The sequence below is a fragment of the Corynebacterium spheniscorum genome (assembly GCF_900113445.1).
Classification (GTDB): Bacteria; Actinomycetota; Actinomycetes; order Mycobacteriales; family Mycobacteriaceae; genus Corynebacterium; species Corynebacterium spheniscorum.
The window spans coordinates 1-23,478 of record NZ_FOPJ01000017.1 but is presented as its reverse complement, the minus strand read 5'-3'; the positions used below and the strand labels follow the sequence as shown (position 1 = coordinate 23,478).

Sequence of the window (23,478 nt, the reverse complement as noted above, 5' to 3'; positions counted from 1 at the left end):
GGCTGATTCTTACTCGGCACGGACCACCACCACGAAAGGTCCTACCTGAGCAACATTCCACAACCCATCGGACTTCACCACATGGGCGGAAATATCCTCATCGTTCAGCTTCGGTTTTTCCGCTGCCGAAGGTTGAGTATCCCCCATAAAAGCGGCGGGGTTGAAGTACAACCCGCGGAAACGCACATTCGGGTCACTGGGGTAAATATCCTCCGCCACGTGGAATTTCCACCCGGCCTTCGCGTCATAGGCATTACCGCGCAACACAAACGCCTGGGGGGCGCGCCAGGGGGCATCCTCAAAGGCGGCGGTGAGTTTTTCTGGGGTATTCAAGGGCCCCCAAGAATCCTGCGCCCACTGTTCTAGCTGCTCATTGCGTTGCCCGAACTCACCCAAGGGGTTGGCATAGTGGCTGGTGAAAGCCTGGAAAGCCAGGTAGGGGTGATACACCATGAAGTTGGCTTCATCGCAGAGCACCACTGTCTCAGTGGGTACATGGCCATGGGATTGGATGAATTCATCAATCGCAGCATGGTATTTCCCGGCATCCGCGCTGAAGCGATCCGCGCGTTCCCCGAAACCATCGGTCCCGGAGTAAGCCAAATCAATGCTGTATTGGTTCTTGCGCGGAATATCTTGCACATAATGCAGCCCTGCGAGCGCTAACACCACGGTGAGTGCGAGGGTGAGGCTGCGGCTCATTTCGGTGCTTAAGGTGTGCGGGTACCAGCGCTGAATGCCATCGCGGCGTAACCATCCAATACCTAAAGCACCGGCAACGCTAAGCTGCAGAACCACCAACACATCCAGGCGGAATCCCAATAAGGTGCGCCCGCTAAGTGTCACCAGCATGGAGCCTAGGATCCAGGTGTAGAACACGATCAGCCCGACCGCCATGGCCCGCACATCAGCTTCGCGGATGCGCACCACTAGGTAGATCAACCCAATGAGACTAAGTGCCCCAATCACGGATGCAGCTAAGAAGGGGACCGGCACTTCGGTGCCTTCGGCGGGTAGGTAGTGCATGGCGGTGGCACCGGAATGCGGGGCGCCGCGCACGATCGCTAGGAAATACGGACCCCAGGCAACCGCCGCGATCAGCATGGAGCTAAGCCCCACAATCACCAAGCGCGCGATGGGGGCGAAGTGGAAACCGCTGCGCCCCCCGCGGCCCGCATGCTCAGAACCAACCGGAACAGCCGGCCGCTCGAAGGCGACCACAAAGGCAATCACCACTACGCTCAGCGCAATCGCACCGGTAAACAGCGTGTACATAGAGGCCGAGACGCCTAAGAAAATAGCCACCGCCAGCATCGCATGAAGCGAACCCCGCATCGCGCGGCCCGCCAGCACGGTAGCTGCCGGTGCACCCAGCGCAACAATGGCGGCATAGGGTTCTTCCGGGGTGGTCACTAACACCACCGCAATCTCAATGAGGGCAATGGCGGTACCCAGCGCCAAAGATCCCGTAAGCCGCTGCCACACCGGTACTAATAAGCATGCTGCTGCGGCGATACTCACCAAAGCCCAGGGCTGGAAAACCTCCCAGCCGGGGATACCCAGAAGCTGCGCGAGCCTGCCGCCACCCCAGAACCAGCCCACGGGGTAGTAGGTGGGAATATCGGCGTAGGCCATATCCACTGGCTTCCAGGTGGTTGCCATGCGGGATAAGAACTGGGTGCGAAAACCCTGGTCCACTTGAACGCCATCGAGATAAAGCCGAGTGGCGGCCAAGGGGATCGCGGTGGAAGAAACCACCAGCGCTGCGGGGGATAGATATGCTGCCGCATACGTTAAGACCCGGCGCCACATGGGAATCTGGGGGTGTAGCTGCGCCCATGCCAAAAGCAGGGCGACCACTGCGACCACCGCGGCGCTGCCGAAGGTGGCCAGTGCGCGGGAGACCTGCGACGTATTAAAGGCCGGAAAGTGGGTGTGCTTGAGGATTAACCAGCAACCCAGGGTCAAAAGCGCACCGCCTAGGGTGGCGGCGAGCATGGCTATCAGGGTGCGCGCAAGGGACGTGGGCGTACGAGCCTGCGTTTGCCGAGGGCGCACCTGCACCTCAGTGTGAGACATGCCCTTAAGTGTTCCACATCTGCCCCTCCAGCCACAGGAAGGGTCGCTATGGCTTTAGCCATTCTCCCTGCTGCAGGCCACCGGCGCTCACATTTCTCAGCGGATTACTAGGCCCCACCCAGGCCTTAGCGAGGACACCTTGGGCATAAAACACCTGCCCAAGGCCCCCTCCCAAACCGCTAAACGAACCCGCCAACCCCCACAACACACCAACTAGAAGGGCAACTTCCGGAAGATCGCCTGCGGAATCACATTAAATACCGCCGTCACCGCCTGGAAAGCCGGGTGCACAAAGATGGAATCCTTGCCATCAAGCACGGCCTTCACCGTTGCTTCCGCAACATCTTCCTTATTCACCGTCAACGGCGCTTCATCCACATCCGCGCTCATCTTGGTACGCACCTGTCCGGGGCGAACCACCAGCACCTTCGCACCAGAATCACGCAATGCTTCACCCAGGTTCAGGTAGAAGGCATCCAACCCGGCCTTCGAGGCGCCATACACAAAGTTCGAGCGCCGCACCCGCATGCCCGCAACCGAGCTCAACGCCACAATCGTGCCATGGCCCTGGGCGCGCATCCGCTGGCCCAAAAGCACACCAACAGACACCGCGCCGGTGTAGTTCACCTGCGCGGAAGCCACCGCCTTAGCGTGGTTTTGCCACAGCTCTTCTTGATCCCCCAGGGAACCAAAGGCCACCACCGCAACATCAATATCGCCCTTGGCATAGGCCTTCTCAATGACCTCCGGGTGCGAGTCACAATCCATGGCATCAAAGTCCAGGACCTCCACCTCAGAAGCACCGGCTGCCTTCAATTCCGCCACGGCACCTTCCACCCGTGGGGATTCCGCCCGCGCGGCCAACACCACGCGCGCCGGGCCGCGGGAGAGGAATTCTTTAATAATGGCCACACCAATTTCGCTGGTGCCGCCAAGCAGAAGCAGGTTTTGGGCTTGGCCCACTGCATTCAACATCTTTTAAATCCAGACCTTTCTTAGAAGCAGATGATTAGGTGCCAAGCGCGCTAGTGCAATTCCAAGCGACGCGACATATCGGAGGCAAAGACCCCGTTCGGGTCAATTTCATTCCGGGTCTTCAACCAACCGGCCATACCGGGATACATCTGGTGGAATTTCTCTGCGGAGGTACGTGATTCCTTCGCCAAATACAGGCGACCACCAAACTCCATCACTCGATCATCCAGCTCATCGAGGAACTTATTTAGCCCTGGCTTGATCGGGAAGTCCACGCACACATTCCAGCCCGGCATCGGGTAGGAAAGCGGCGCACGGTTACCTTCACCGAAAAGCTTGAACACATTCAGTGCCGAATAGTGCCCAGATGCTTGAATATCGCGCACGATCTGCTTGAAGGGCTCCACTGCTTCCCGCGGCACCACGAATTGGTATTGCAAGAATCCTCGCTTGCCATAGCCGCGGTTCCATTCCCCAATCAGGTCCAGGGGTTGGTAGAACTGCGTGAGGTTCTGCACTTGGTTGCGGTAGGTGCCGGACTTCAGCCACCACAATTCCCCAATCGCAATCATGGAGAGCTTATTCATGGTGAAGCTGGGGAAAATATCCGGAACGGTCACCAGCTGCGGGGCATTGAACTTTAGCGGATCCTTCGCCAATTTCGGCGCCAATTCCTGCAGCTGATCTAAGGTCGCCAGGGAACCACGCGAAATCGCGGCGCGTCCCAGCTTCGGTTCCGGAGAGATCGCATCAAACCAGGCAGAAGAGTAGGTGTAGTTCGCTTCCGAACCGTCCGAGTGGAATTCCACCGTCTCATCTAGGTTCGCGGTGAGGTCACCATCGGCAATGAAGTACGCCGTTTCGGTGCGCGTCATCTTGATCTGCGCGCGCAGAATAATTCCGGTCAAACCCATACCACCCACGGTGGCCCAGAAGAGCTCACCTTCGGGATCATCCGCGGAACCCTCCGGTTCCAGGTGCAGCACTCGACCATCTGCAACCAGCAGTTCCATGGACACCACATGGTCACCAAAGGAGCCGGCGGAGTGGTGGTTCTTGCCGTGAATATCCGGCCCAATCGCCCCACCAATGGTTACTTGGCGGGTTCCCGGCAGCACCGGCACCCACAAGCCATAGGGCAGTGCGGCTTTCATCAGTTGATCCAGGGTCACGCCACCATCAACATCGACGATGGCGCTATCTGGATCAATGGAATGAATCCGGTTCAGTGGCTGCATATCAACCACAATGCCGCCGCCGTTTTGCGCTGGGTCGCCATAGGAGCGCCCCATTCCGCGCGCAATAATGCCGCGGCGTAGGTGGGCTGGCTTCTCAGAATTTTCATCGGCAACCCGCTTGACCGCCTCAATGACGCTTTCCACGTCATTAGCTGGCAGGACATGTGCGGTGGTGGGGGCGGTACGACCCCAACCGGTCAAAGACTTTTCGGTGGTCTGGAGTTCCATTCCCGTTTCTTCTGTCTCTTCGGTGATCTGTGGGCGCAGTCTGAAGGCTTCAAGACACCTCTATATAAGGCATTGGCTATGCAGCCCTCTCAGCGTCACAGCCTACTCCACAATCGCCATACCAATGCCCGGTTATGCCCGATTCCCACGTGATTCTCGGCAAGTTCTTGCTGTTTTCCCTGCTTCAGGGGTAGTGCCCGTTTCCCAGGGCTTAAGCCTCCCCCGAGACCCGAGGGCCCACGGTTATTCCCTCCGGCTGAGGTTCGGTGCGGGCCTACCGCAGACGACGCTCTTTCTTCCTTGGCGCGAGTAGTCCGGCGGTGCCTCGCACCGCCAAAGTGCCTCTGACCTGCCGAAGCATTCTCTGGGTACTTTTCCGTTTCTTCCTGGAGCTTGGCTTAATCGCTTCGTAGTGTGTGTTATCTCACATACATGAAACGCTCGGTGGGGACTTGGCGATAAGAGACTTTTACGCTAAGGTACTTCTCAGATAGTTGATTTAAGTGCCAATCTGATTCCAGCCCTGCCTTAGTCGCCTGAGGCCTAACTTTCGGCGCTTAAACAAACTCGCTACCCCCTCAACGGGGTGAAAAGTGAGCCCATTTACGCCTGGGGGTAAAAGAATTTTTCGGGCTATCTGCTTCTCCTTAGTTTCTCTCGTAAACCCTGCTCAGAGCTATGTTAAAGGGTCGCTCAAGGGTGAAAAAATCGGCCTTGTGGGGCTGGTGTGACGGAGATTTTCGTCCGACGGGTTGGTCTATCGTTGTCAATCTGTAATACTCGTTCATGTCGAGGCACAGCCGCCTCGCCCCTCTAGAGAGAAAGGCTTTTACACATGCAGCAATTCATCACGGATCTCGTTACCCTCGCCATTCAGTACTTCGACGGTCTCTTCGGCCTCGGCCTCAAGGGTGCCATCGCCGGTAACGTTCGCACCGAAGACGCCTTCGCTGAGCTGGAGAACGTGCTGTCCTCCGCCATCCACGGTGGCTACGCTAAGTAATCACGAATCTCTCTTAGGCACCGGTGTCTAAGTAGTAATTCTCTCAGACGTATAACTGAGAAACACCCCTGTTGGGTACCCAACAGGGGTGTTGTGCATTTTAAAGGTCCATAATCTGGCGCACTTCTTCCGGTAATTGCTCCTGCGAGCTAATAATGGGCCCCTCATACTCGCGCAATAGCTCATAGATCCGCTTGCGATCCGCGCTATCCAATACCGGTAACTCTTGGGCCACCAAGCGCGTCATAAAGTCATCCAGGGGCAAATTCGTGTGCTCCGCAGCCACATGGCGGGAGGGCTCTTCTTTCTTCTTAAAAAAATTGAACATGCTCTTCAGGCTAGCGCCTTGTTCGCTTCCGCATAGCCATGAGCCCGCACATCTGGCTACCCTGGTAGGTATGCCTCAGTATGCAGTACCCACCGAACCCGGGTTAGCACCCGTGATCTCACTTGGGGCTGCCCAAAAGCACCACCGCGGCCAGGTTCAAAGCCAACAAGGCAGCACCGTTATCCTCCGTAGCTCTAATCTCCAGGCCGACCGCGAGGTCCACCGCCACATCGGAATCAACGCTGACCTGCACCTCAATGACCTCCACCGCGTCATCGACACCTGCTTCGAACTCCCCGGCGCCGGCGAAGGCGAGGACTCCGAACCCTGGTATTTTTCCCAACCCGGCAAAGACAATTCCGAAAGCGAACAACTCGACCGCACCCGCCGCATCCGTGATTACCTCGGCGAACCCGGCCAACAATTGCTCTACCACTGGGGTCTCTGGCGAATCACTATCGAAACCATCGATAGCTATCCTCGCGATGCCGGCACCCCCCAAGCACTCTGCGTGGGCGGTTCCGGAGGCTTCGATGATGCCGACTTCAACCCCAGCATCATTAATGCGCGACTCACCGGCAAAGACACCATCCGCCGCGTGCTCTCCCACGCCGTCCCCAATATCCGGCGCATTATCGAGCGCACCCGCCTCTTCGACTTCGTGGCTCTACTCCAAGCCATTGATTTAAGCCGCGATGTCTCCCTCACCCCAGAGGCAGAAAAAATTTGTCGCCAGCTTCCGCTGGAAACTGAGCCGCGCAGAATCGACGCCTTCTGGTCCACCATCTTGGGGCTTAGCTGTCTTAGCGGCGATGAGCTCGGCGATGAAGTCACCGAAACCACCATGGCGGCTCTCGGCTGGGGCTGCCCACAAGGCGGAAAACTCGCTGGCCCCGCCATCCGCGAGCTCTGCCGCGATTCCCTCCAAGCCCTTAGCAGCATCGGCGCCTACCGCAGCGATGCACTTTCCGTAGTCGATCGCCTCGATATCTATCGCCGGCTCCTACGCGGTGCTTAAAAAGACCCCTGCTCTTTAAAGGAGCAAGGGCCTTCTTGGCGGAGGCGGCGGGATTTGAACCCGCGGATAGTTTCCTATCGCTGGTTTTCAAGACCAGTGCATTCGGCCGCTCTGCCACGCCTCCACAAACCCGCATTATTCCCAGGAAAAAAATTTCCACCAAGAATCACGGGGCTGTTGGCAGATAGTAGCGCATCCTCAGGACCCAATAAAAGCTACGCTGGACAGGCATGAAGGCAATCATTGTCCAAGCCGAAAAAGAAGACCGCGACCTCATCTACACCGACGTAGAAAAACCCACCCTCCAATCCGGCGAGGTATTGGTCAAAGTAGCCGCCGCTGGCGTCAACCGCGGCGATATCCTCCAAGCCGCCGGACACTACCCACCACCACCCGGAGCCTCAGAGATTATGGGCCTGGAATGCGCCGGCACCATCGTCGATGCCGGTGATACCAACCAACAAGTTGGCACCGAGGTTGCCTGCCTCCTCGCCGGTGGCGGCTATGGCGAATATGTTGAGGTCCCCGAAGGCCAACTCATGCCCATCCCGAAGGGCTTTAGCTTAAGTGAGGCTGCCAGCGTAGTGGAGGTAGCCTGCACCGTCTGGTCCAACCTCGGGATGCTCGCCAAGGTCACCGAAGGCCAACGCGTGCTCATCCATGGTGGTTCCGGTGGTATTGGCAGTTTCGCCATCCAACTATGCAAAGCCCTCGGCGCTGAAGTAGCGGTCACCGCGGGTTCCCAAGACAAATTGGATTATTGCCGTAACCTCGGCGCCGATATTCTCATCAACTACCGCGAAGAGGATTACTCCGAGGTGCTAAAAAATTCTTGCGATGTCATCCTCGACATTATGGGCGCAAAATATTTACGCGGAAATATGCGGGCCCTGGCCAATGATGGCATCCAGGTAGGCATTGGCCTACAAGGCGGCACCAAAGCCGAAATTAATCTCGGTTTACTCCTCGCCAAGCGCCTGACTATCGCCGGCACCACCTTGCGGGGGCGTTCCTTGGAAGATAAGGCCGCCATCTGCCGTGACACCATTACCCATGTGTGGCCGCTCTTAGAAGATGGGCAGATCCGACACCACATTTATGCCAGCTACCCCATTGCGGAAGCCGCCCAAGCACACCGCGACCTCGTATCCGGTGAGGTAACCGGCAAATTGGTCCTCGAGTTTTAAGGCGCGCTACCACGCCAAGGAAGCCAACACCCTGGTCAAATGATCAATATCGGCCAGGGTATTAAAAGGCGATAGCGATATGGTGGTCGCACCACCACACTCCTCATCTTCTACCCCCATATCCCGCAAGAGTGGGGTCACCTTCGCGGGGGTGCTCACCAGCTGATTATCAATCAACCGCTGCTGCACCGTGGCAGCAGGCACATCGCGCACAATAAAGGTCACTCGCGGTAGGCGATCATCCGAATGCCCACCGGCAGCCTCCCCAGTCACACCCAAAATATGCACTGCGGCTAGGGACTCCAGGGAGTTATAAAGGTGCTGGCGTAGCTGCTCATAGTATTCCGCCAATTGCTCTTGGCTGGTGCGCAAACGTGTACGCCGGGTACCGCGCAATTCATCGCCACCCAAGCTGGCATAGTGATCCACCAAGGGCCCCACCCCAGCAGCCAAACCTGCCGAGACTGGAATATCAAAAATTTCTGTGCTGCCTTCATCTACCGGTGCAAGGCGCCGCAACATCCGTGGGGAACGGAACACTAAGGCCGCCATATCCGGGCCACCCAGGGCAGCTAAATCAATGGCCAGAATATCGCAGCCAGATTCCTCAATATCCACCCGGCGGTGCGCTAGATAAGCACTCACATCAGCAAGCACCCAGGCTCGCGAACGCGCATGAGCTTGCTCCACAATCGCCTCCATCGGCGCAATGGTGCCGAGGGTTTCCTGGGCCGCAGAAAAAGCCACCAGGCGGGTAGAACCATCCACAAGTTCCCCGAATTGCCAGGCCGGTAGCTCCCCGGTCCCTAAATCTGGTTGCGCCCAACGCACCTGCGCGGCACTGCGCTGCAAAGGCCAGATCACCCGCGGATCATCCAGCCGTGATAACACCACCGAAGAATTCTTCTTCAATAGTGGCCGCATCGCATCCGCCAGGTGCTGATACAAGGTTCGCACATCAGGGCCCAACACCACATGTTGCGCGGTGGCCCCCACCAGGTCGGCTACCCCCAGGCGAGCAGAATCAATCAGCGACTCTGCTTCCGGAACTCCAGTGTTGTGGCTCCTCGAGTGATGTCCCCCGCCGCTGGGGGCGAGGGGTTCTGGGCTGCTGAGGGTGGCAGCCAGCCGCACGCCGCGCGCCACCGCAGCAGATACCGTTTCCGGTAGCTGCGGGCGAGCATGCGCGTTCAGATAGGTCCAGCCTTCGCTTAAAGAACCATAGAGCCCGCGCACTCGGGCGACGTCATACATCGGCACTCCTTTGCCCCAATTTGTGGCCCCACGCAAGGCCAACCTCATCTCGCCATCATTGCACTAGAAGTTAGTTCATACCAGAACCGCAGGAAAGCCTAGAAAGCTATCGACTATCCGTCGGCTAGGGTGAATAACGTGCAACCTCGAAATACCACGAAGGATCTCCGCGCCGATCTTGCGCGCATGACCGCCCCAGACCCAGCAAATACGCTGGTCTCGCAATCCAAAACCTTGCGGGCTGCCTGGGCTGACCTCATGCGCGGCTTCCGCCAACACGAATTGTGGTTGCAATTAGGTTGGCAAGACATCAAGCAACGCTACCGCCGTTCCGTGCTCGGCCCCCTGTGGATCACCATCGCCACCGGCGTCATGGCGCTCGCCTTGGGGCTGCTCTATTCGGTGCTTTTTAAAATCCCGGTCGCCGAGTTCCTCCCACACGTCACCGTGGGCCTAGTGATCTGGGGTTTTATCTCCGGCTGCATTAAAGAAGGCGCCAATATCTTCATCGACAATGAGGGCCTCATTAAACAATTGCCCTCCGCACTGTCGGTGCATGTTTATCGCCTGGTGTGGCGCCAAACCCTCTTCCTGGCCCACAACCTCGTTATTTGGGTCATCTTGATCCTGGTATTCCCCCGGAACCTGGGGTGGAACCTCGCACTCGCCATCCCCGCCATGGCGCTACTGATCATCAATGGTGTGTGGGTCACCATGTTCTTCGGCATTGTTGCCACCCGCTACCGCGATGTCGCACCACTGCTCGAAGCCCTCGTGCAATTGCTCTTTTATGTCACCCCCATCGTCTGGATGACCTCCACCCTGCATGACCAAGGCGGCGAGATCGCCAACCGCGCCCGCCTCGCAGAACTCAACCCGCTCTATCACTACATGGAAGTCATCCGCGCGCCCTTAATCGGCGCCTCCTTACCGGCCTATCACTGGTGGGTGGTGATCGGCTGCACCATCGGTGGCCTCTTCCTCGCGCTGATGGCCATGCGCCAATGGCGCTTCCGCGTCAGCTACTGGGTCTAAACCCAACCCCGCCCACACACACAGCCCAACTCTTCACCCCCAGAAAGGCCCCGCACCATGGTTTCTATCGACACCTACGGCGCCTGCGTTGATTTCCCCATCTTCGACGCCAAGTCCCGTTCCATGAAAAAAGCCTTCCTGGGCGCAGCTGGCGGCGCCATCGGCCGTAATACCGATAATGTGGTGGTTGTCGAAGCCCTCCGCGATATCAACCTCCACCTGCGCGAAGGCGACCGCGTAGGCCTGGTCGGACACAATGGCGCCGGCAAATCCACGCTGCTGCGCCTGCTTTCCGGAATCTACGAACCCACCCGCGGCGCCGCCGATATCCGCGGCCGCGTGGCCCCCGTCTTCGATCTCGGCGTCGGCATGGACCCCGAAATCTCCGGCTATGAAAATATCATCATCCGCGGCCTTTTCCTGGGGCAATCCCGCCGCCAGATGAAAAAGAAGATGGATGAAATCGCCGAATTCTCCGAGCTCGGCGACTACCTCGCGATGCCGCTGCGCACCTACTCCACCGGCATGCGCATCCGCCTCGCCCTCGGCGTGGTCACCAGTATTGAACCTGAAATCCTCCTCCTCGACGAAGGCATCGGCGCCGTCGACGCCGCCTTCATGGCCAAGGCCCGCGCCCGCCTCCAAGAGCTCGTCGCGCGCTCCGGCATCCTCGTTTTCGCCTCGCACTCCAACGACTTCCTCGCCCAGCTCTGCAACACCGCGCTGTGGATCGACCACGGCGAAATCCGCAAAGCCGGTCTCGTCGACGAAGTCGTCGAAGCCTACGAAGGCAAAGACGCCGCCAACCACGTCCGCCGGCTCCTCAAAGACATGGAGTCAAAGTCCTAGGCTGCGCCTCCCCGAGACCCGCCTCCCGTACCGCCGCAGTTCCTCGCCGATGTCGGGAGGCTGAGCTATGCCGCGCCTGGAGAGACGGGGGAACCTGAACCGCTGTTCATTGATCTCTCACTCTGATTTCCCAACCCACGGGCAGGCGGTAAACTCTCTCGGGTGCCACAACCCGTAGAAGGAAAACCCCAAGTCCGCGCCGCCAACGCCACTGGCCTGCAAACCCAGGCCTCGCGCTTTATTATCTCCGGCGGCATTTCAGCGGTTTTCGACTATGGGCTAACCACCATCTTGCAAAGTGGCTTCGGCTTCGCTCCCACCCCGGCGCGCGCCGGCGGTGTGCTGCTGGGCACCGCAGTGGCCTACCTGATTAACCGCCGCTGGACTTTCCAAGCCGCACCATCGGCTCGGCGTTTCTTAGCGGTGGTGGTGCTCTACCTGCTGACCTTCTTCCTCAATATCGGGCTGTATAAGGTCGCTTTCCACCTGCTGGAATCCTGGGGCGTTTCCGAATGGATCGCGATTACCGCCGCCTTCGTCTTCGCCCAGGGCATTACCACCGTGGTGAACTTCCTGGTGCAAAGGATCTTCATCTTTAAGGTTCGTTAAGGTGCGCTATGCGCTATGGGCGCTCGAAGTGCTCCTTGCGTCCCATCCGGTGTAACCGCAACCATTCCATAAAGCCCTTGGGGTCTTTTTCCTGCACTAGGAAGAACCACGCAAAACGCGCATACTCCTGCGGCAAAAGGCGCCGCATCCCCGGCTGATTCATCAGATAACCGCGATTGCGGTAGGTGAAGAAACGCTTCGCCTCATTATCTGGGTATTGGGTATGCATCCGCCCACCCAAGATGGGCCGGAACTCCGCGGAACCATCCGGATGCAAATAGGCGGTGCTTAAACAGGTGCCAAAAGGCAGGCCGCTGCGCACCAGACGGCGGTGGTATTCCACCTCATCGCCGCGGATGAAGAGCCGATAGTCCGGAACCCCGATGCGTTCCATGGCGCTGGCGGAGATTAACGCGCCATTAAACAGACTGGCGATACCAGGAAGAAGGTCATCTTCGGGGTGTTTGGGGTCGATGAGCTCAGCGCGTTTACGGCGCCACTCCACCCCGCGGCGAAGCGGGAAAGCCAGGTTCTCTGGATGGTCCAGGTTGCAGACCACGGGGGAGACTTCTTCTAAACCATGGCGCTGGGCGCATTCTTGAAGGGTGGCGAGCACGTGGGTGTCTTCGGGGTGGCCATCATCATCAGCGCACCACACGGCATCCACACCAAGTGCGAGGGCGTGGAGGAAACCATAGGCAAACCCACCGCCGCCGCCTAGGTTGTGCTGGGAAGCTAAATACACCCCGCGATCCCCGCAGACCTCTTCTACCAGGTCTTTTACCGCTTGCTCATTGCCATTATCGACCACGATGATGTGCTTGAGGGGGCGTGGTTCTTGGCCGGCCACAATTTTTAGAGAATGAGCTAATTGCTCTACGCGGTGGTGGGTGACAATCACTGCGGCAACGGAATCCTGGGTGCTTAGGGGCATGCGGATTATTGTGCCAGACGCCTAGCCAAGGGCTAGTCCGTGGCCTAGGAGAAAACTAGGTGCGGCAAACCCCAAGTCCCCGGGCGAAAAAATTTTTTAGGTGCCTGATTGCGGGTCTCGGGAGGAGCTCCAGAATTCATAACCGCCGCGGAGGTGGAAAAGCTCAGCGGGGTGAGTGCCCAGCAGTGCGCGGAGGGCGCGTTCGGAGCGTTTGCCGGTTTGGCAATAAAGCAGCGTGGGGTTGTGGATGGGTAGCGGGGTGCCGGCGAGGATCTCATCAAGCGGGATGTTCTGCGCGCCGGGAATCATGCCGCGGGCGCATTCCTTAGGTGTGCGGACGTCGATAATGAGGGCGCCGTCAGGGATAGTGTTCAGCGTGGGGACGTCTTTTTCGAACTCCGGGAGGACGCCGCTGTGCACGCGCTCAAGGACCTGCGGGTTGGGTTTTAAGGGGATGTATTCCCAGCGGGCGCTGAGGGCATCATAGTAGGCGATGGTGCCGCGCAGGGGCTTGCCGATGCCGGCGATGAGTTTGATGGCTTCCATGGCCATGGCGCAGCCCACCTGGCCCACCACCGGGCCAAGCACCCCGGCTTCTGCGCAGCTAGGGACGCTGCCGGGGGCTGGGGGTTGGGGGAAAGCATCCTCATAGATGGGCCCGCCCGCGGCAGCATCGAAGACCGATAATTGGGCCTCATAACCCAAAATGGAAGCCCAAATATGCGGGATACCTAGTTGCGCGCAAGCCGAAGACACCAGGTGGCGAGTGGGGAAATTATCGCTGCCATCAAGCACCACCGTGGAGCCGCGTACTAACTCCACATGATTCTCCGGGGTAAGTTTTTCGCGCAGCGGCTCTAGCTGAACCTCCGGGTTGAGGGCAGAAAGCCGCTGGTAGGCGGAATCCACCTTCGGGATGCCGATCGCCTCTGTGGAGTGCAACACCTGGCGGTGCAGGTTCGTCAGCTCAACATCATCATGGTCGAGGAAACGCACCCGCCCGACCCCTGCTGCCACCAAGTAGAGTAGGGCAGGAGAACCCAAACCACCACACCCCACCGCGGTGACTGTGGCCTGGCTGAGCTTTTCTTGAGATTCTTCGCCGAAACCGGGGAGCCCGATTTGGCGAAGATAACGCATAGTGCTCACTCCGTGCCCACCCATTGGACACCGCCATCGCTTAAGGTTTGTTCCTTCCAAATGGGGACCTCAGCTTTGACGCGATCCGCGAGGTTTTCTGCCGCGGCAAAAGCAGCGCCGCGGTGCGCGGAGGCTGCGAACACCACGAAGGCAAGATCACCGATCTTCAGGGCGCCGGTGCGGTGCGCGGTCCACAGGCGGACATCCGGGTGCGCGGCACTTACCGATGCGGCGACCTCTTCGATGAGCTGCTGTGCGCTGGGGTGCGCGGAGTAGGTGAGGGTCCGCACCCGCTGGCCACCATCATGGTCGCGGACAATGCCTTCGAAGGTCACCAGCGCACCCATTGCTTCGGTGAGTGTTGCGGCGCGGGCGGCGGGCATAAGCTTCTCGAGTGGTTCTGCGCTGATGAGCGCATCAAGTACGACCCCGGTTTGCTCCCGCACATAATCCGGATCGGCGCTCATGCACGCTCCAACATCGTCATAATGTGCGGCAACACTGGGCGCAGCGTGGCGATACCATCTTTGACCGCACCCTTGGACCCCGGCAGGGTCATGAGGAAACTGTGGCCACGGGTACCAGCGACCGCGCGGGAAACAATCGCCAGCGGGGTTTGTTCCAGGCCGCGGCGGAAGAAGTCATTGACGATGCCCGGCATAGCCCTTTCGATATGCGGTTCCACTGCCTCCACGGTGCGGTCATCATGGGTAATGCCGGTGCCACCGGTAGTAAGCAGCACGCTGGGCATGCGATTACGCACAATCTCTTCGATGGCGCTGGCAATATCGGCATCAGCAACGATGATTGGTTCCGGGGTATCGAAATCTAATTCGCGGAGGAACTCCACCAGGCGGGGGCCGGTTTCATCTTGGTACTCCCCGGCAGCAGCGCGGGTGGATACCACCACCACGAGGCCAGTGCGTTGGTTACTCATGCTCACCACTCTTCCAGCGGGTAGATCAAGGCAGTATCCCCAGCTTTAAGGGCAGCCCCAGCGGGGATGCGCAATAGGCAATCAGCGGGAACTGCTTGGGCAATGAGATGCGAACCAGCACCACCAATGGGGGCCACACGAACCTCGCTGCCCTCATCAACGCGTTGGGCGCGTAGGAATTGATCGCGGCCGGGCAGGCCGGTGACATCCTGGGCCAGCACCGCCTCGCGGGAAGGTTCTGCCACCCCCAACACTGGGGCTACGAGGGTACGGAAGCTGACCAACGTGGATACCGGGTTACCGGGCAAACAGATCACCGGAACCCCACCGAAGGTAGCTAAACCCTGGGGACCACCGGGCTGTTGAGCAACATGGCCGAACCAGGCATCATCGGTGCCTTCTAAAAGTTTGCGGATGACCTCGAAACGGCCATGGCTAATACCACCGGAGGTAATCACCGCATCCGGGGAGCTGACCGCCAAGGTGTCTTTCACAATGGTGGCCAGAGAATCAATATCATCGCTGGTGTGCAGGCGGGCAACAACCTCCACGCCATGTTGCCGGGCTAAGGCATCCAGCATGGGGCCATTGGCATCGGGGATGCTGGCTGGGCCGGGGCCACCAATTTCATCACCACCGGTAATAATGGCGATGCGGGCGGGACGATAAACCCGAATATGTTCAATACCCTGGGAAGCTAAAAGCGCAATCGCAGCGGCATTAAGACGCGTACCGCGGGAGATTAGTTCCGCGCCTTCGGCGAGATCCTCACCAGCATGGCGAATGAATTGGCCGGCCGGAGCCTCTGGGAGCTGAACTTCGGCGCCTTCATCTTGAAATTCACCGGGCTCGCACTTTTCGACCGGGATAATGGCGGCACAACCCTCCGGCACCTTCGCGCCGGTCATGATCGGCACAATGCGATCGTGGATGCCTTCGGGATAAAGCGTGGCGGGGTCAGTGCCGGCCGCTAAGGTGGGCCCTAAAGTGAAGGTGGCGGGGAGGGCTTGGCGTTGGGTTTCATTCAGCGCATAGCCATCCATCTGGGAATTATCGAAACGCGGCGAAGGCTGCGTGGCCACCAAATCCTCAGCCAACACCAAGCCCACAGCCTTATCGCGGTGGATGGACACCGACGGGGTAGGGGGTGCTGACTCAGGATTCTGCGCAGACTCAGGGTTGGCGCTGCGGAAGAGTTCCCGAACCGCAGTTAGATGTTCTTCAGGAGTTCGCGTATGCATGACTTCTAGGGTACGTCTTTGTACCCCATGATTGGCATATTCAGGAGGAAACACCCCAGATGCAGGTTCATTATTTTGCGGCAGCGCGGGCGGCGCGCGGGCTGGCGGAAGAAGAAATTAACGGCCCTCAAACCCTCGGTGAGCTGGTAGAAGAACTATCCCGCATCGAAGGTGCGACCGCTGCGGGTACCTCCCTAGCGGAGGTACTTCAACGATGCACCTTCTTAGTCGACGGGGAATCTACTAGCGACTCGGGCTATGTACTAGCCGGCGCGGCACGCGTGGATGTCCTGCCGCCTTTTGCCGGCGGATAAACCTTCACCCGCCGGTCTCGGGGAAAGCTCTAGCTTTGCTGAGCCTTTGCCCAGGCAGCCAATAATTGTTCGGATTCCTCCGGGGTTGTGACCGTAACGCGGATGCCTTCAGGGAAAGGCCGCACAATGACCTTTTCTGCCAATAATTTTTGGCCGAAGGCGAGCGGGTCCGGCAGGGAATCGCCCTTGGGGAACCACACGAAATTGGTGCGGGAGGGCACCGCGCCGAGCTCGCGGGTAATGCGTTCGCGCTCACCCTTGGTAATAGCGATGCGCTCCTGCATGAGGGACTGTTCGCGCAGCGCAGCGATGGCAGCCTCGCCGGAACCCGCGGCCACGGAAAAGGGAATGCAGACCTTGTTGAGCGCCTCGATGAGCTCCGGGGCGCCGAAGGCATAACCGACGCGCGCGCCGGCTAGGGCATAGGCCTTGGAGAAAGTGCGAAGCCCCACCAGGTTCGGCCAATTCTTGATCTCCTCGAGGGCATTGGGGGTGTCCTCGGCATCATTGAATTCGCCATAGGCCTCATCCAGGGCGACGACCACATCCTTGGGCACCTGCTGCATGAACTCGGTGAACTCCGCACGGCTAATGGTGGTGCCGGTGGGGTTATTGGGGTTGCACAGGTAGATCAGCTTGGTGCGATCTGTAATGGCGGCGGCCATGGCGGGCAGATCATGGCGATAATCCTCGGTGAGGGGGACCTCCACGGGGGTGGCGCCGGTTACGCGAGTGAAGATGGGGTAGGCCTCGAAGCTGCGCCAGGCGTAGATGATTTCATCACCCGGCAGCGAGGTCATTTGCGCCATCTGCTGGCATAAGGCGGAGGAACCGCAGCCCACCGCAATCTGCTCGATGGGGAGATTCAGGTGCTCGGCGAGTGCTTCCTTGAGATCCCAGGAACCCATATCTGGGTAGCGATTAAAGTGCTCAGCGGCCTGTTGGGCGGCTTTAATGGCGCTGGGGGCTGGGGGTTGGGTGGTCTCATTGGAAGCGAGCTTCAGGCAGCCGGTTTGGGACTTTCCGGAAGCATAAGCGGGGAGATGAGTCAGGTCCTTACGAATCATGTCGACGAGTCTATACCGCGCTGTACCTGCCAGGTTTTGCCAGAGATGGGTTAACCGCTACACTCACTAAGGATTCTGCACGCGCGCTTTCGCGGGTGTGAGGGATCATGTGTGGAGACGTGCCAGAGCGGCCGAATGGGGCTCACTGCTAATGAGTTGTCCACTTAACGGTGGACCGGAGGTTCAAATCCTCTCGTCTCCGCCACGCGCCCGTAGCTCAACGGATAGAGCATCTGACTACGGATCAGAAGGTTGGGGGTTCGAATCCCTCCGGGCGCACGCTAGCTAAGCCCCCGCGCTCCTCGCCACAAGTTGAGGGGTGCGGGGGCTTGATTGCTATGTCAGATTTTATTCGCCTGGGATTGCCAAAAATTTTTTTGGACAGCCCCGACACCTTTCCCCCCTGCGGGGCAGATGCGGGAGGTAGCAGATGAGCAGCCATGAAGCGCTGACCGACCAAACCATGGAGCGCATCGAGGACCTGATCCGCGATAGACGGCATGCCACCGCCACCGACACCCGCGAATTAACCGCGCTCTTGGCGCAGCCACCCATCCAGGACATTATTGCCCTGGTGGAGCGCAGCCCCGTGGTGCGCGCAGCGGTGGTGCTGCGCCTGCTCTCCCGCAAACGATCCATCGAAGTTTTTGATGCCCTGGATGCCGCACACCAAGCGGACCTCATCGGTGCCTTGCAGCACGAAGATGTGGTGGACTTCTTCGGCGAATTAGATCCCGATGACCGAGTCTCCCTACTCGATGAGTTGCCGGCGGAAATCGCCGATAAGCTGCTGAGCAACCTGGACGCCTCGGAACGCGATATCACCGGCATTGTGCTGGGCTACCCGCGTGGCTCGGTGGGCCGCCGCATGTCCCCGGAGGTGCCCTTGGTGCACCCCGATATGACCGTGGCCCAAGCCACCGAGTACCTGCGCGATGTCGCCCACGATGTGGAAACCATCTACACCCTGCCGATTACCACCCGGGATCGCCGCCTGGTGGGAGTGTGCTCCCTGCGCCAACTTTTTACCGCCGCGCAGGACACCAAAATCGAAGCGCTCATGGAATACGCAGTGCGGGCGAATGCACATGAAGATGCTGAAGAAACCGCGCGCTGGTTCCTGCCACTGGACTTCCTGGCCATGCCGGTGGTGGATGATTCCGAACGCCTAGTAGGCATTCTGACCTGGGATGACGCCCAGGACATTGTGGAAGAAGCCGACACCGAAGACACCGCGCGTTCCGGTGGTCATGAACCACTGGCACAGCCCTACTTGGCAACCCCACTTTTGAAGGTGGTGCGTTCGCGCATTGTGTGGCTGCTGGTGCTGGCACTTTCTGCACTGCTGACGGTGCATGTGTTGGATACCTTCGAAGGCACCTTGGCTAAAGCTGTGGTGCTCTCGCTTTTCATCCCGCTTTTGACCGGTACCGGTGGTAATACCGGTAACCAGGCCGCCACCACCGTTACCCGTGCCCTGGCTTTGGGTGATGTGCGTAAATCAGATGTGTTAGCGGTGATGTGGCGGGAACTACGCGTCGGCTTGATCCTAGGAAGCCTGCTGGGCGTGCTGGGTTTTGTGCTGGCAACCGTGGTCTATGGCCTACCCATTGGCATTGTGATTGGTTCGACGCTGCTGGCGGTGTGCATGATGTCCGCCACCGTGGGTGGAGCGATGCCTATTTTGGCGAAGGCTGTGGGTGCTGACCCCGCGGTCTTCTCTAACCCCTTCATTTCCACATTCTGCGATGCCACTGGTCTGATTATTTACTTCCTGATTGCCAAGAGCGTGCTCGGGATTTAAAAGAACTATTGGGGCTGCTAGCGGCGTTTTTCTGCCCGCCGATACGCGGGAAGAAAGAATTACCGCTATGTGGCCCCGGGGGTGGTATGGGGTGAACACTTAGGAGCGACTCGGGGGCCTCGTTATGATGAGAACGATTGTCCCACTGAATCGGTGATGTGGGTCATAAGAGGGTGCGTTGAGAGCGTCTGCAGTGGGATCCTGCGGCGCGAAAATCTCCACCCTTAATTTTCTGACTAAGGAAGGGAAGTTGCGCCCCTATGACAACTCCTGCGATTCACGAAAGCACTGCAGAAGCTGAAGGCACACACGCGGAAACCCGCGACTATTGGGAGTGGCGTCGTCAACTCATTGGGATGATCGCAGGCATCATCCTAGCGCTGATCATCTATTGGATCTTCCCGGCTTCAGCCATTGATGTGGTTAACGAAGCTCACGGCAGCGGGGAAGATGAGTTCAGTTATGAAGGCATGCGCGTTACCGCCGCAGTAGCGGTGCTGATGGGCACCTGGTGGATGACCGAAGCCATTCCACTGGCCGCCACCGCCTTGATCCCGCTGGTGATCTTCCCCATCATGCAGGTCGCCAAGATCGGTGAAGTGTCCTCGCCCTATGCCTCGCCCACAATCTTCCTCTTCATGGGTGGCTTCATCCTGGCGTTGGCCATGCAGCGCTGGAACCTGCACCGCCGACTAGCACTGAGCGTGGTGCTGATGGTGGGTACCAAGCCCAAGCAGCTGATCGCCGGCTTTATGATCGCCACCGGCTTCCTTTCCATGTGGGTGTCTAATACCGCCACCGCAGTGGTGATGCTGCCCATCGGCATGTCCGTGCTGCACCTGACTGCGGAAACCGTGGGTGGTATGCGCAACCAGCGTAAATTCGGCACCGCTTTGATGCTGGGCATTGCTTACTCGGCCTCTATTGGTTCGTTGGGCACCATCATTGGTACCCCACCGAATGCTCTGCTGCGCGCCTATATGGAAGAAAACCACCAGATTGAGATTGGCTTCGGCCACTGGATGTTAGTTGGTGTGCCGCTAGCTGCAGTGTTCATGGGTATCGCTTGGTTCTGCTTAATCACCGTGTTCAAACCGGAGGTAGACTCCATCCCCGGTGGCCGCGAAATGATCCGCCAGGAACTCAAAGACATGGGCAAGATGGGGCGCGCCGAAATCCTCACCGCGATTATCTTCTCCGGTGCGGCAGTGTGCTGGATCTTCGTCCCGCTGGTGATTGATTGGTTGGGCCTGAAGATCAGCGTTGCTGATGCCACCATTGGCCTGGCCGCAGCTGCTCTTATGTTCATGATCCCGGTGGATGGCAAAACCGGTGTGCGCATTATGGACTGGAAGACCGCCAATGAACTGCCCTGGGATGTGCTGCTGCTCTTCGGTGGCGGCCTGGCACTGTCCAAGATGTTCTCCGGTTCCGGCCTTTCGCTGTGGATCGGTGAGCAGGCTAAGGGCCTGCAGCACCTGCCGCTGATCCTGCTGATTGCTGCGGTGGCTGCACTGGTGCTGATCCTCACCGAATTCACCTCCAATACCGCTACCGCTGCTACCTTCCTGCCGATCCTGGCCGGTGTGGCCATTGGTATTGGCCTGGATGCTGGTGGCCCACAGAACATTATGGTTCTGACCATCCCGGTTGCGCTGTCCGCTACCTGCGCGTTTATGCTGCCGGTTGCTACCCCGCCGAACGCTATTGCCTACGGCTCTGGTTATGTCCGCATTGGCGACATGATCAAGGGCGGTGTCTGGCTGAATATCATCGCGGTGGCGCTGGTGACTATCACCACCTACTTCCTGGCGGTGCCGGTCTTCGGCATGGTCTTCTAAGAACAACGCACGCCCCCTACTGCTCCTAAATAGGGGGCGTGAGCTGTGTGTTTGGTGGATGCGGGAACGAAGGAGTAAAGTTTTAACGCGTTGCCAAGCAAGCGCCCGTAGCTCAACGGATAGAGCATCTGACTACGGATCAGAAGGTTGGGGGTTCGAATCCCTCCGGGCGCACCACTATCCCCGCAGTTTTCACCGCGGGGATTTTGCTTTTCCTACAACAGCTGAGGCTCTAGAACACCTCGATGCGAGCCCCGAGGTTCTCCGCCTGGATGAGCTGCCCAATCCAGCCTGGAGCACCGGGGCGAACCCGCAGCACCGGGCGGGTAGAAACAGGTGCGGGGCTCACCGAATCGGTGCGGCCGCGAGCCCCGGAACGCGCCTCGAAGCGGATGCGCGAACGATAACCGGCATCCACCAGCTCCTCGAGGTTCGCATTGGGGGCATCTAAATTAGTGCGCGCATCAGTGAGCAAATTAATGGCCTCATCGAGGGCCTCACGCAATGCCTCCGCATTGGTTTCGCACATGGCGCGCACCAGGGAAGGAGCGGAACCAGCGACCCGCGTGCCGTCGCGGAAACTACCGGCGGCCAGGGATAGGGCCAGCGCCCCGCCATTATCGCCGACAATGGCCAACGCCTCGGCGAGGATATGCGGCAGATGAGAAATGCGGGCAACAGCGCGATCATGATGTTTCACCCGCGAGGGGATGGTTTCTGCGCCCACTAGGCGGGCGAGGTGCGCGACATCCGTCCACAGGCGGGTCCACTCCTCGGTGGGGCTGGAATCGCCTTCATCGAGGGCGTGGTCGAAGGTGATTACCCAGGCGGCCTTATTAAAAAGCCCGGTATGTGAAGCTTTCCAGCCACTATCTGCGGTACCGGCCATGGGGTGCCCGCCGACATAGCGTTCCTGCATGCCGCGTTCTTGGACGAGGTCCCATACGCGACCCTTCACTGAGACCACATCAGTGAAACCACAGTGCGGGGCGTGCTCATTAAGCGCATTGAGCAAGGTGGGGATCGCCCCCATGGGGGTAGCTAAGACGATGAGCGCGTTGTCCTTTTCGGCGCGCTGCAAGGTGGCCTCTAAGTTATCGCTGACATCGAAGCCATCTGCCGCGGCGGCGCGCGCACCGGAAGGCGAACGGTTATAGCCATAGGCTGTGACCGCGGTTGATGCGAGGTCACGCAGGAGGGATCCGCCGATCAACCCAAGACCAAGGATGCAGACCGGACGGCTAAGTGCTGGTTTCATCATTCATTTAGTGTGGCACACTGCAAGCTATGGTTCTTCCTCCAACGATCGGTGTGGCACGCGCAGAAAAGTTGATGCGCCAAGCAATAGCGCATGCGGCGCACACCCCAGTCGAGGATGTACCGGTAGCAGCACTGGTCTTTGGCCCAGGTGATGAGCTTTTAGCCGCCGCCACGAACCGCCGGGAAGCAGATGGGGATCCCACCGCGCATGCCGAGATCTTGGCGATTCAACAGGCCGCAGCTTTGGGACGCGATGGTTGGCGTTTAAGCGATTGCACCTTGGTGGTGACCCTGGAGCCCTGTTGCATGTGCGCCGGGGCGATTATGGGGGCGCGGGTAAAGGAAATAATTTTTGGGGCTTTTGAGCCGCGCACCGGGGCCTGCGGCTCGGTGTGGGATCTCTTGCGCGACCCGGGCACCCTGCATCACCCGGAAGTCCGAGGTGGGGTATTGGCGGCGGAGTGTGAAGAATTATTGACGGAGTTCTTCTTAAATTTACGCTGTGAATAATGCGATTGGCCTGGGAATTTCCGGGGAAGTGCTCGGAGATGGGATACCTGCAAGCTTTTTTATGCGTACACTTTGAATTAGTCACTACCCCCTGATGGAAGGAACGCATATGGGCGACATTGAGAACAAGTTTGAGGACCTGGGCGGAAAGGCCAAGGAAGGTTTCGGCGAAGCCACCGGCAATGAATCCATGGCTGATGAGGGCCGCGCCGACCAGACCAAGGCCGACATTAAAGATGCTGTGTCCGACGCTGGCGACAAGATCAAGGATGCCGCCAACAAGGTCATGGGTGCCTTCCAGAAGGACGACAAGTAAGTCGGTGTCCTCAAACACCTGGGATTTTGGTCAGGCCGCTGCTCTCCATTAACCTGGAGCGCGGTGGCGTGTCCGAGCGGCCGAAGGTGATCGCCTCGAAAGCGATTGTTGGGTAACCCCCAACCGCGGGTTCAAATCCCGCCGCCACCGCCAATCCAAAAACACACCGTGAATCTTCACGGTGTGTTTTTCTATTCGCGCCCCCACACAACTAGAGGGTTAAGTAGCAAAATGTGTGTCTGGTCGGTGTGTCGCCGGTTGGGACACACGGCTTGTTGTTTCAGGGGTGCTTTGCGAATGTCTATCGAGTA

23 protein-coding genes and 5 tRNA genes are annotated in these 23,478 nt (G+C 58.9%); 15 read left to right on the top strand and 13 right to left on the bottom strand.

Going from position 1 to position 23,478, the window contains the following annotated elements; translation table 11 throughout:
• Window positions 1-9: 9 nt before the first annotated feature.
• The 3 genes from BMZ01_RS10240 to dprE1 form a co-directional block, all read right to left on the bottom strand.
• Entirely contained in the window at window positions 10-2,079 is a 2,070-nt protein-coding gene (locus BMZ01_RS10240) for a galactan 5-O-arabinofuranosyltransferase (protein ID WP_092287077.1), read from the bottom strand.
• A 213-nt stretch (window positions 2,080-2,292) separates the two neighbouring features.
• Entirely contained in the window at window positions 2,293-3,054 is a 762-nt protein-coding gene (gene dprE2 / locus BMZ01_RS10235; protein WP_092287075.1) for a decaprenylphospho-beta-D-erythro-pentofuranosid-2-ulose 2-reductase, read from the bottom strand.
• Window positions 3,055-3,104: 50 nt separating this feature from the next.
• Window positions 3,105-4,520, bottom strand: a complete 1,416-nt coding sequence (gene dprE1 / locus BMZ01_RS10230; RefSeq protein WP_092287073.1) for a decaprenylphosphoryl-beta-D-ribose oxidase — start codon at window positions 4,518-4,520, stop codon at window positions 3,105-3,107.
• Window positions 4,521-5,355: 835 nt separating this feature from the next.
• On the opposite strand from dprE1, the gene BMZ01_RS11270 reads away from it, so the two are divergent.
• Entirely contained in the window at window positions 5,356-5,523 is a 168-nt protein-coding gene (locus BMZ01_RS11270; RefSeq protein ID WP_177180156.1) for a hypothetical protein, read from the top strand.
• Window positions 5,524-5,623: 100 nt separating this feature from the next.
• Here the strand turns inward: BMZ01_RS11270 and BMZ01_RS10225 are convergent, their stop codons facing one another.
• A complete protein-coding gene (locus BMZ01_RS10225; protein ID WP_092287071.1) occupies window positions 5,624-5,851 on the bottom strand; it encodes a hypothetical protein in 228 nt (75 codons plus the stop codon).
• A 70-nt stretch (window positions 5,852-5,921) separates the two neighbouring features.
• On the opposite strand from BMZ01_RS10225, the gene BMZ01_RS10220 reads away from it, so the two are divergent.
• Window positions 5,922-6,869, top strand: coding sequence for a plasmid pRiA4b ORF-3 family protein (locus BMZ01_RS10220; protein WP_143067494.1), 948 nt, complete (start codon window positions 5,922-5,924; stop codon window positions 6,867-6,869).
• Between the two features lie 36 nt (window positions 6,870-6,905).
• Here the strand turns inward: BMZ01_RS10220 and BMZ01_RS10215 are convergent.
• A tRNA-Ser gene (locus BMZ01_RS10215) sits at window positions 6,906-6,993 on the bottom strand.
• A 106-nt stretch (window positions 6,994-7,099) separates the two neighbouring features.
• Here BMZ01_RS10215 and BMZ01_RS10210 point away from each other — a divergent pair.
• Window positions 7,100-8,056, top strand: a complete 957-nt coding sequence (locus BMZ01_RS10210; protein WP_092287067.1) for an NAD(P)H-quinone oxidoreductase — start codon at window positions 7,100-7,102, stop codon at window positions 8,054-8,056.
• Window positions 8,057-8,062: 6 nt separating this feature from the next.
• Here the strand turns inward: BMZ01_RS10210 and BMZ01_RS10205 are convergent, their stop codons facing one another.
• Complete coding sequence (locus BMZ01_RS10205; protein WP_092287065.1) at window positions 8,063-9,310, bottom strand: aminotransferase class V-fold PLP-dependent enzyme; 1,248 nt, start codon at window positions 9,308-9,310, stop codon at window positions 8,063-8,065.
• A 186-nt stretch (window positions 9,311-9,496) separates the two neighbouring features.
• Here BMZ01_RS10205 and wzm point away from each other — a divergent pair, with 186 nt between their 5' ends.
• The 3 genes from wzm (at window position 9,497) to BMZ01_RS10190 (ending at window position 11,803) form a co-directional block, all read left to right on the top strand.
• The gene (gene wzm / locus BMZ01_RS10200) at window positions 9,497-10,345 is read left to right on the top strand and encodes a galactan export ABC transporter permease subunit Wzm/RfbD (protein ID WP_177180158.1); all 849 of its coding nucleotides are present in this window, start codon (window positions 9,497-9,499) and stop codon (window positions 10,343-10,345) included.
• Between the two features lie 57 nt (window positions 10,346-10,402).
• Window positions 10,403-11,194, top strand: coding sequence for a galactan export ABC transporter ATP-binding subunit Wzt/RfbE (gene wzt / locus BMZ01_RS10195; RefSeq protein ID WP_092287061.1), 792 nt, complete (start codon window positions 10,403-10,405; stop codon window positions 11,192-11,194).
• 162 nt (window positions 11,195-11,356) lie between these two features.
• Complete coding sequence (locus BMZ01_RS10190) at window positions 11,357-11,803, top strand: GtrA family protein (protein WP_092287059.1); 447 nt, start codon at window positions 11,357-11,359, stop codon at window positions 11,801-11,803.
• Between the two features lie 13 nt (window positions 11,804-11,816).
• On the opposite strand, the gene glfT1 is transcribed toward BMZ01_RS10190, so the two are convergent.
• The 5 genes from glfT1 to BMZ01_RS10165 all read right to left on the bottom strand — a co-directional run bounded on the left by glfT1 (window position 11,817) and on the right by BMZ01_RS10165 (window position 16,055).
• A complete protein-coding gene (glfT1, locus tag BMZ01_RS10185; RefSeq protein WP_092287057.1) occupies window positions 11,817-12,737 on the bottom strand; it encodes a galactofuranosyltransferase GlfT1 in 921 nt (306 codons plus the stop codon).
• A 96-nt stretch (window positions 12,738-12,833) separates the two neighbouring features.
• On the bottom strand, window positions 12,834-13,877 hold the full coding sequence (locus BMZ01_RS10180) for a ThiF family adenylyltransferase (protein ID WP_223845981.1): 1,044 nt from the start codon (window positions 13,875-13,877) through the stop codon (window positions 12,834-12,836).
• 5 nt (window positions 13,878-13,882) lie between these two features.
• On the bottom strand, window positions 13,883-14,344 hold the full coding sequence (locus tag BMZ01_RS10175) for a molybdenum cofactor biosynthesis protein MoaE (protein WP_092287053.1): 462 nt from the start codon (window positions 14,342-14,344) through the stop codon (window positions 13,883-13,885).
• Window positions 14,341-14,814, bottom strand: a complete 474-nt coding sequence (locus BMZ01_RS10170; protein ID WP_092287051.1) for a MogA/MoaB family molybdenum cofactor biosynthesis protein — start codon at window positions 14,812-14,814, stop codon at window positions 14,341-14,343. Before BMZ01_RS10170 ends, BMZ01_RS10175 begins: the two co-directional genes overlap by 4 nt.
• 2 nt (window positions 14,815-14,816) lie before the next feature.
• On the bottom strand, window positions 14,817-16,055 hold the full coding sequence (locus tag BMZ01_RS10165) for a molybdopterin molybdotransferase MoeA (protein ID WP_092287049.1): 1,239 nt from the start codon (window positions 16,053-16,055) through the stop codon (window positions 14,817-14,819).
• A 59-nt stretch (window positions 16,056-16,114) separates the two neighbouring features.
• Between BMZ01_RS10165 and BMZ01_RS10160 the strand changes: the two genes are divergently transcribed.
• Entirely contained in the window at window positions 16,115-16,369 is a 255-nt protein-coding gene (locus BMZ01_RS10160; protein ID WP_092287047.1) for a MoaD/ThiS family protein, read from the top strand.
• A 29-nt stretch (window positions 16,370-16,398) separates the two neighbouring features.
• Here BMZ01_RS10160 and hisC read toward each other — a convergent pair whose 3' ends face one another.
• Window positions 16,399-17,436, bottom strand: coding sequence for a histidinol-phosphate transaminase (hisC, locus tag BMZ01_RS10155; protein ID WP_092287045.1), 1,038 nt, complete (start codon window positions 17,434-17,436; stop codon window positions 16,399-16,401).
• Between the two features lie 113 nt (window positions 17,437-17,549).
• Between hisC and BMZ01_RS10150 the strand changes: the two genes are divergently transcribed.
• From BMZ01_RS10150 to BMZ01_RS10130, 5 genes are all read left to right on the top strand, one after another.
• Window positions 17,550-17,641 (top strand) — tRNA-Ser (locus BMZ01_RS10150).
• Window position 17,642: 1 nt separating this feature from the next.
• Window positions 17,643-17,715 (top strand) — tRNA-Arg (locus tag BMZ01_RS10145).
• Window positions 17,716-17,866: 151 nt separating this feature from the next.
• On the top strand, window positions 17,867-19,240 hold the full coding sequence (gene mgtE, locus BMZ01_RS10140) for a magnesium transporter (RefSeq protein WP_092287043.1): 1,374 nt from the start codon (window positions 17,867-17,869) through the stop codon (window positions 19,238-19,240).
• A 260-nt stretch (window positions 19,241-19,500) separates the two neighbouring features.
• Window positions 19,501-21,081 (top strand): SLC13 family permease, encoded by a 1,581-nt coding sequence (locus BMZ01_RS10135; RefSeq protein WP_092287041.1) that lies wholly within the window; start codon window positions 19,501-19,503, stop codon window positions 21,079-21,081.
• 101 nt (window positions 21,082-21,182) lie between these two features.
• Window positions 21,183-21,258 (top strand) — tRNA-Arg (locus tag BMZ01_RS10130).
• A 55-nt stretch (window positions 21,259-21,313) separates the two neighbouring features.
• Here the strand turns inward: BMZ01_RS10130 and BMZ01_RS10125 are convergent.
• Window positions 21,314-22,342, bottom strand: a complete 1,029-nt coding sequence (locus tag BMZ01_RS10125) for a prephenate dehydrogenase (RefSeq protein ID WP_092287039.1) — start codon at window positions 22,340-22,342, stop codon at window positions 21,314-21,316.
• Between the two features lie 26 nt (window positions 22,343-22,368).
• Here BMZ01_RS10125 and BMZ01_RS10120 point away from each other — a divergent pair, with 26 nt between their 5' ends.
• From BMZ01_RS10120 to BMZ01_RS10110, 3 genes are all read left to right on the top strand, one after another.
• On the top strand, window positions 22,369-22,851 hold the full coding sequence (locus BMZ01_RS10120; protein WP_092287037.1) for a nucleoside deaminase: 483 nt from the start codon (window positions 22,369-22,371) through the stop codon (window positions 22,849-22,851).
• A 109-nt stretch (window positions 22,852-22,960) separates the two neighbouring features.
• Entirely contained in the window at window positions 22,961-23,167 is a 207-nt protein-coding gene (locus tag BMZ01_RS10115) for a CsbD family protein (RefSeq protein WP_092287035.1), read from the top strand.
• A 62-nt stretch (window positions 23,168-23,229) separates the two neighbouring features.
• Window positions 23,230-23,320: transfer RNA gene (locus BMZ01_RS10110), tRNA-Ser, on the top strand.
• The last annotated feature ends 158 nt before the right edge of the window (window positions 23,321-23,478 follow it).